This is a genomic window from Mycobacterium sp. (assembly GCF_050701515.1).
In the GTDB taxonomy this organism is placed as follows: Bacteria; Actinomycetota; Actinomycetes; order Mycobacteriales; family Mycobacteriaceae; genus Mycobacterium.
Genome location: NZ_JBOGDB010000265.1, coordinates 1 through 5,456 on the forward strand (window position 1 = coordinate 1; position 5,456 = coordinate 5,456).

5 protein-coding genes and 1 tRNA gene are annotated in these 5,456 nt (G+C 67.5%); 3 read left to right on the forward strand and 3 right to left on the reverse strand.

Going from position 1 to position 5,456, the window contains the following annotated elements; all coding sequences use genetic code 11:
- The 3 genes from crcB (ACRDU5_RS19945) to ACRDU5_RS19955 all read right to left on the reverse strand — a co-directional run.
- A partial coding sequence (gene crcB, locus ACRDU5_RS19945; RefSeq protein ID WP_526616554.1) for a fluoride efflux transporter CrcB occupies nucleotides 1-294 on the reverse strand: 294 nt, incomplete at its 3' end.
- The gene (crcB, locus tag ACRDU5_RS19950) at nucleotides 291-689 is read right to left on the reverse strand and encodes a fluoride efflux transporter CrcB (RefSeq protein WP_526616556.1); all 399 of its coding nucleotides are present in this window, start codon (nucleotides 687-689) and stop codon (nucleotides 291-293) included. The genes crcB (ACRDU5_RS19945) and crcB (ACRDU5_RS19950), both read right to left, overlap by 4 nt.
- A 47-nt stretch (nucleotides 690-736) precedes the next feature.
- Entirely contained in the window at nucleotides 737-1,915 is a 1,179-nt protein-coding gene (locus ACRDU5_RS19955) for a transposase (protein ID WP_526616558.1), read from the reverse strand.
- A 407-nt stretch (nucleotides 1,916-2,322) separates the two neighbouring features.
- Here ACRDU5_RS19955 and pgm point away from each other — a divergent pair, with 407 nt between their 5' ends.
- The 3 genes from pgm to ACRDU5_RS19970 all read left to right on the forward strand — a co-directional run bounded on the left by pgm (nucleotide 2,323) and on the right by ACRDU5_RS19970 (nucleotide 5,372).
- Nucleotides 2,323-3,969, forward strand: a complete 1,647-nt coding sequence (gene pgm / locus ACRDU5_RS19960; protein WP_526616560.1) for a phosphoglucomutase (alpha-D-glucose-1,6-bisphosphate-dependent) — start codon at nucleotides 2,323-2,325, stop codon at nucleotides 3,967-3,969.
- The gene (locus ACRDU5_RS19965) at nucleotides 3,966-5,243 is read left to right on the forward strand and encodes an MFS transporter (protein ID WP_526616562.1); all 1,278 of its coding nucleotides are present in this window, start codon (nucleotides 3,966-3,968) and stop codon (nucleotides 5,241-5,243) included. Before pgm ends, ACRDU5_RS19965 begins: the two co-directional genes overlap by 4 nt.
- A gap of 56 nt (nucleotides 5,244-5,299) precedes the next feature.
- Nucleotides 5,300-5,372 (forward strand) — tRNA-Ala (locus tag ACRDU5_RS19970).
- Nucleotides 5,373-5,456: the final 84 nt, after the last annotated feature.

Sequence of the window (5,456 nt, forward strand, 5' to 3'; positions counted from 1 at the left end):
GGCAATCGCCGGCCACCATTGCCGCTCCTCGCTGAGCCGCTGGGTTTCGAGCATCCAGGTCGAGAACGTGGTGTAGGAGCCGACCAGCGCGGTGCCGGCCAGCAGCGCGGCATGCGGGCTCAGGGCCAGCCCGGACAGCAGCCCGAGCACCGTGGCGCCGCTGAGGTTGACCGCGAAGGTGCCGAACGGAAACGACCGCGCCACCCGGGCGGCCACCGTTCGATCGACGACGAACCGCAGCACCGAACCAACGCCACCGAGCACCACCACACCGGCCCACACCGCGACGGTCATCGGCGCACCCGCACGCGGCGCACCATCACCGTAGCGAGATACACGGCGAGCAGTCCCACGGCGATGCTGGCCGCGGTGTAGCCGACGGCCAGCCCAAAGTGCCTGTGCTCCAGCATCTTCAGCGTCTCGACCTGCATGGTCGAGAATGTGGTCAGCCCGCCGCACAGGCCGGTGCCGAGCAGCGGTCGGCGGTAGCTGGACAGGGGCAACCGCTCCAGCAGCCGGGTGGTGAAGTAGCCCAGCAGGAACGCCCCGACGATGTTCGCCGTGAACGTCGGCCACGGCCATCGCCCGGGATCCGGCGCGGCGAGCTCTTCGAGGACGGCGCGGGCAACGGTGCCGACGGCCCCGCCGGCGAAGACCGCGGCCAGCTCGCGTCGGTCAAATGCGCGCATGACCAGAAGTGTGACTTCTCCGACGGCTGGATGCCGTCGGCTTCTTTTCACGCTGATTGGGCGTGAAGGGCCAGTCCAGCCCGTAAGAGGTTGCGTGCAGCGTGTTCGTCGGCCTGGGCGCGATGACCGCATGCGGTACAACGAAACACCGCTTGTGTGACGCGGTTCTGTGGTGCTGCATGCCCACAGGCTTCGCAGCGGTCAGAGGTGTGGCGGGGGTCGACCTCAATCCAGATACGCCCAGCGTCTTCCGCTTTGGCGCGCAGAACGGAGATGAATCGGCCCCAGCCGGCGTCACTGATACTTCGGTTGAGCCCGGATTTCGCCCGGGCTCCGTTGGCCAGATACTGGCCGGGGTTATCGGGGTCGGGTGCGGGATTGGCCCGGCGCAACATGTTGGCAATTTGTAGGTCCTCCACCACCAGCATGTCATAGCGGACGACGAGGGCGCGGGCTTGTTTGTGGTGAAAGTCCTTGCGCTGGTTGGCAACCTTGCGATGCCGAGCCGCAAGGGTTTCGCGCTTGCGGTCGCGGTTGGTCGACCCACATTTGGCGCGCTGCAGTTGCTGCTGGGCAGTGGCCACCCGATCGGCGGCAGCCCGGCTCCAGCGTGGGTTGTCTACGTGCGTCCCGTCGCTGGTGGTGGCGAAACGGGCGATCCCGACATCGACCCCGGCTCGCCGGCCGGTCGCCGGCAGCGGGTTGGCTGGCACGTCGTCACAGGAGAGCACCAGCACCCAGCGTCGGCCTTGGCGTTTGACCTGGATCGTCTTCACCCGTCCGACCACTTCCCGGTGCACGTGAACCTTGATGTGGCCGATGCCTTGCAGGTACACCCGCCGGGCCTCGGGTAGCCAGCGGGCACCGTCTCCGTTTTTGGGCCACTGCACACTGTCGAACCTCGTCATGCCCTTGAACCGCGGATAGCCGGCCTTCTCACCACGTTTGACGCGGCCGAAGAACCCGGCGAACGCCCTGTTCAGCCGGCGCAGCGTCGCCTGCTGACTGGAAAACGACCACACCGCCTGATCTGGGCGCGCGGTCCGGATTTCGGTCAGCTGCGCGGACTGATCCCCATAGAGGATGCGGGTCTTGCTGTGCGCCCACCCATCCCGACGTTCCTGCAACGCCGCGTTATACAACTCACGATGCGCGTCCAGACACGCCGCCAGCGCACCGTGCTGGCGCGCCGTGGGCCGCAACCGGAACAGGTAGGCGCGTCTCACGACGCCATCACCGCATCCCACTGATGTGCGATGTAGCGGCGCACCGTCGACTACGAGACGTATCCGACCGAGGCGGCGAAATACGACGGCGACCCGAACACCCTCGCGAACCTGCGCAGATACGGGAACTCTTGGCCCAGCGGCCGCCCAGAATCCGGCGCCTATGCTTCGGGCACCACAACAGGTGCAACCCCAACGAGCACACCCCACCCGGCGTGCGGCGAAACCGGCCCTCGGACATGCCACCAACGCTATGGAAAAGCACCGACAACTCACGACCACACGCCGTTCGCCTGCCCCGATTCCCCCAACGGCTCGAAGCCACCGGGCCTCTCGGGGCGCACTAATAGCGGTCAGCTTGCGGACCGTCAGGTAGCGACATTTGTCACAGGGGCAGAATCGGGGCTATGGCGGCCAATCCACGTGCCGGTCAGCCGGCGCAGCCCGAGGACCTCATCGATGTTGCTCAGGTCGTAACGGCGTACTACACCGTCGAGCCCGATCCGGATGACGTCGCGCAGCAGGTGGTGTTCGGCACGTCCGGGCACCGGGGATCCAGCCTGGACGGGGCGTTCAACGAGGCGCACATCCTGGCCACCACCCAGGCCATCGCCGAGTATCGCGCCAGCCAGGGCACCACGGGTCCGTTGTTCATCGGCCGCGACACCCACGCGCTCTCCGAGCCCGCGTGGTCATCGGCGCTGGAGGTGCTGGCCGCCAATGATGTTGTGGCGATGATCGATTCCGCTGACCGGTACACGCCCACGCCGGCGGTCAGTCACGCCATCCTCGCCTTCAACCGGGGTCGCGACAGCGACCTGGCCGACGGCATCGTCGTCACGCCGTCGCACAACCCACCCCGCGACGGCGGCTTCAAGTACAACCCGCCCAACGGCGGGCCGGCCGACACCGACGCGACCGGTGTGATCGCCAAACGGGCCAACGAAATCCTCCGGGAGGGACTCAAGGGCGTGAAGCGGGTGTCGCTGGCCCAGGCCCAGCGGGCCGCGCAGCGCCACGACTACCTGGATGCCTATGTCGATGACCTGCCGAACGTGGTCGACGTGCACGCCATTCGGGCCGAAGGCGTCCGCATCGGCGCCGACCCGTTGGGCGGGGCCAGCGTCGACTACTGGGGCGCGATCGCCGAACGGCACAACCTCGAGCTCACGGTGGTCAACCCGCGGGTCGATGCGACGTGGCGGTTCATGACGCTGGACACCGACGGCAAGATCCGGATGGACTGCAGCTCGCCCAACGCGATGGCATCGCTGATCGCCAACCGCGAGTCGTATCAGATAGCGACCGGCAACGACGCGGACGCCGACCGGCACGGCATCGTCACGCCCGACGGTGGGCTGCTCAACCCCAACCACTATCTCTCGGTGGCGATCGAGTACGTGTACACCAGTCGGCCGGAGTGGCCGGGATCGACGGCCGTCGGCAAGACCGCGGTCAGCTCGTCGATCATCGACCGGGTGGTCGCCGGTCTGGGCCGCAAGCTGGTCGAGGTGCCGGTCGGCTTCAAATGGTTCGTCGACGGGTTGCTCAGCGGCACCATCGGTTTCGGGGGCGAGGAGAGTGCCGGTGCGTCTTTCCTGCGCCGCGACGGGTCGGTGTGGACCACCGACAAGGACGGCATCATCCTGGCGCTGCTGGCGTCCGAGATTCTCGCGGTTACCGGCTCCACGCCGTCGCAGCGATACGACGCACTGGCCGAAAAGTACGGTGCGCCAAGCTATGCCCGCATCGATGCGCCGGCCGACCGTGAGCAGAAGGCGCGACTGGCCAAGCTGTCACCCGAGCAAGTCACGGCCACCGAACTGGCCGGCGAGGAGATCACCGCCAAGCTGACCACCGCGCCGGGCAACGGCGCGCCGCTCGGTGGGTTGAAGGTGACGACCGAAAGCGCCTGGTTCGCCGCCCGCCCGTCGGGCACCGAGGACGTCTACAAAATATATGCCGAATCATTCCGCGGCCCAACTCATCTCGCCGAGGTTCAGGAGGCGGCCCGCGAAGTGGTAGACAAGGTCCTCCAAGAAGGCACGGCGTGAGTTCGCCTGCGGAGGGCGAATATCCAACTCCGACAAGCAAGCAGCCGAAGGTCCGGCTGCCCCGCGAGGTATGGATCCTCGTGGCCTCCAATGCGGTCATCGCGTTGGGGTACGGGGTGGTGTCGCCGGTGCTGCCGCAGTACGCCCGCAACTACGGGGTGAGCATCAGCGCCGCGACGTTCGTGATCACCGCGTTCGCCGTGATGCGGCTGTGCTTCGCCCCGGCGACCGGCGTGCTGATCCAGCGGCTGGGGGAGCGGAAGGTCTACGTCAGCGGCATCCTGATCGTGGCGGTGACGACCGCGGCGTGTGCGTTCGCGCAGACCTACTGGCAGCTGCTGCTGTTCCGGTCGCTCGGCGGCGTCGGCTCGACGATGTTCTTCGTCTCGGCGCTGGGTTTGATGATCAGGATCAGCCCCGAGGACGCCCGCGGCCGGGTGGCGGGCATGTTCTCCACCTCGTTCCTGCTGGGCTCGGTTGCCGGGCCGGTATTGGGCGCCGCCACAGCCGGATTCGGGCTTGGCGCCCCGTTCATCATCTACGGCGTCGCGTTGATGATCGCGGCCGCGGTGGTGTTCTTCAGCCTGCGGCATTCGTCGCTGGCCGCGCGGGCCGAGCAGTCGGAGCCGACGGTGACGGTGCGGGTCGCGCTGCGACAGCGGGCGTATCGGGCGGCACTGCTGTCGAATTTTGCGACGGGGTGGTCGGTGTTCGGCCTGCGGATCGCGCTGGTGCCGTTGTTCGTGTCGGAGGCCCTCGATCAAGGTCCGGGTATCGCGGGGTTTGCGCTGGCGACGTTCGCGATCGGCAATGTCTCCGCGGTGTTCCCCAGCGGATATCTGTCCGACCGGGTGGGCCGCCGCAGGCTGCTGATCGTGGGCTTGTCGGTGTCGGCACTGGCAACGGCGGTGGTGGGCTTCGCGACGTCGTTGCCGTTGTTTCTCGCGGGCGCGTACGTGGCGGGCGCGGCCTCGGGCATGTTCAGCTCGCCGCAGCAGGCGGCGGTCGCCGACATCATCGGCAGCAAGGCCCGGGCGGGCACCGCCGTGGCGACGTTTCAGATGATGGCCGACCTAGGGTCGATCGTCGGCTCGGTTGCGGTCGGCCAGATCGCCGAGCACACCTCGTTCGGCTGGGCCTTTGTGGCCAGCGGCGTGGTCCTGCTGCTCGCGGGGATGGGCTGGACGCTCGCACCCGAAACCCGCGGCCGGCCACCCGCCGAGCCGACACCCGCTCGACCACTCGGCCCCGAGGCCGGCGGCGAAGTGCCGTGACCTGGGCTTTTGAAGGCTTACTGCAGGTGGTGTAGCTTCGATGAGCACAAGTTCACGGGGCTATGGCGCAGCTGGTAGCGCACCACACTGGCAGTGTGGGGGTCAGGGGTTCGAGTCCCCTTAGCTCCACTCAAAAACCGCAGTTCAGAGGCACTTATCAAAGTTCTGTCGGGCGCCGACGAACGTCGTTTCGCCGGCCCCGAACCCGCCGGA

What these genes read in the sequence shown, in the direction of transcription:
- crcB (WP_526616556.1), bottom strand. Translation starts at nt 689, where the DNA reads ATGCGCGCATTTGACCGACGCGAGCTGGCCGCGGTCTTCGCCGGCGGG.
- pgm (WP_526616560.1), top strand. Translation starts at nt 2,323, where the DNA reads ATGGCGGCCAATCCACGTGCCGGTCAGCCGGCGCAGCCCGAGGACCTC.